The organism is Mesorhizobium sp. M1E.F.Ca.ET.041.01.1.1 (assembly GCF_003997355.1).
Classification (GTDB): domain Bacteria; phylum Pseudomonadota; class Alphaproteobacteria; order Rhizobiales; family Rhizobiaceae; genus Mesorhizobium.
On record NZ_RZSL01000872.1, the window covers coordinates 1 to 1,902 of the forward strand.

At 55.0% G+C, this 1,902-nt stretch carries 2 protein-coding genes; both read left to right on the forward strand.

Features of this window, described 5'->3' with window-relative positions; genetic code table 11:
• Positions 1-106: 106 nt before the first annotated feature.
• The gene (locus tag EOA38_RS35270; RefSeq protein WP_210213013.1) at positions 107-532 is read left to right on the forward strand and encodes a hypothetical protein; all 426 of its coding nucleotides are present in this window, start codon (positions 107-109) and stop codon (positions 530-532) included.
• 386 nt (positions 533-918) lie between these two features.
• Positions 919-1,902 (forward strand): HAD family hydrolase (locus EOA38_RS35275; protein WP_210213014.1); only part of this gene is annotated, 984 nt, incomplete at its 3' end.

The window sequence follows — 1,902 nt, forward strand, 5'->3', positions numbered from 1 at the left end:
GCGTGGCAGGAGCACGACCTCGCCAATCCGAAGGGCCGCGATGACGAGCGTCTTGAGGACGCCAAACCTCACCGCATCGGAAAGGGTCTGCGGCGTCTCGGTGAAGATGATCCGCACCATCTCCCAAAATGCCCGCTGTTCGGGAAGCTTTGACGCAGATTTCCGCTCGGCTAGGGCGCTGCGCAGACGATCGGTTCTGCGATATCAGCAAGTGCGGGCAATTGAGCCCGCCACGAAGGGTCTGAACGTAGTTGGCCAGATGCAGGAGTTCCTGTTGCACCGGAAGCTGTCGGCGCGAATCGGCCGTCTTGAGGCCCGGTTCCTCGTATCTCGGATCGTCGTCTCCGGTCTGTTGGACATCGAGCCACGCCACGGTTCTTCCGGTGGCTGGATCGAAGTCCTCTTTGAAAGAGTTGGTGAGGAGCAATGCGCTTTCGCCGCGGCGCAGTCCGAGCCGGAGGAGCAGCATCAAGATGAGCAGGTTTCGTCAGCGCTGTGCCTTGGTCTTGGAGGCGCAAGGCCAGGAGCATAGTGACAAGCGACAGCAGGTCGAGAATGCTTGCCAGCATGCCCGGTATGAGGCGGAGCGTGCACACCGCAAATACGATGCGGTTGATCCCGAGAAAGCTGGCCGGCATTGGCGACGTCGACACGGCCAACCGCTTTCTGGCCGAGGTCTAACCGGGCCCCCGACTCTGTCATTTTTGTCGGATTCGGCACAAAAGGCCTGTTTAGCCATTCTCTTGTGTCGCTTCAGCCTAAACAACTGAAAAGCAAGCAAAAAAGTCTTCTTTCACTCGATCAGCCGGCTGGCATGAATTTTGAAACGTTCATTGATGTGTCAAGCGACGCCAGTGCTTGCACAGCAAGTGAGAAGTTCTCCCTTGAAGGATTACGCTCGCGCGAAGGAGACAATATATGCAGCAGATACTGGAGCGCCTGGCCGCCAAGATAACGCAAGCCGATACTGATCAGCAGTCTTCCGGAAGCTTACGTAATGAGGAGATGTTTGATCCTGACATCGTGCCGCATATTCCCGGAGACGACGTCCATCCGTTCATCGGTCACCCTGATGCAATGTTTCCAGATGGGGGCGGCCCAACAGAAAAGATCGCCAAACTGCAAAAGCCGGAGGATCGTCTGCTCTGGAGCGGCATACGTGAGACCCATCACAAGGCGCAAATAAAGGTCCGCGATATCCCAAATGTTCTGGACGATTTTGAGCATTCCGTAAAGGTACTCTCACTTGACTGTTTCGATACGTTGCTATGGCGCAAGACAGCGACGCCTGCAGACGTTTTTGCCGTGCTCGCCGATAATCCCGTCGCGCGAAGGTTAGGGATAGCTCCTCACCAACGCGTTAGCGCTGCTGCGCGTGCCTATCGAGCGAAGCTATTAGAGAACGGATCAAGGGAGACCGATCTCGATGATATTTATCGGCTTTTTACATCGCTTTCTGGTGAGGAACGGGCGCTATTGGCCGAGGCGGAAATCCGAACCGAAATGGATGTTTGCTTTGCATTCTCCCCGTACGTAGACCTGATCAGGCTGGCGCACGGCCGCGGTATCAAAATTATCATCGTGAGCGACACGTATTTGCGCGAAAACGAGTTAAGGCGCCTCTTGGCTCGGCATTTGCCTGAGGACGTTATGCAGTCAATTAACAAGATTTACTGCTCTGTCGATTATGGTACCTCGAAGAGCAATGCCCTTTTTCAGATTGTAATCAAAGAGTGTGGCGTGCCTGCATCGCAACTACTTCACATCGGCGACAATGATGTAGCCGATGCACAAGCGCCGCAGAAATTGGGCGTGCGTGCGCTGCATTTCCTGCCGTTTGATCATGAGGTCGCAGACTTCTTGCGCCTGCAGAACGCGGCATCGTCGTTGATTGTACTCAAT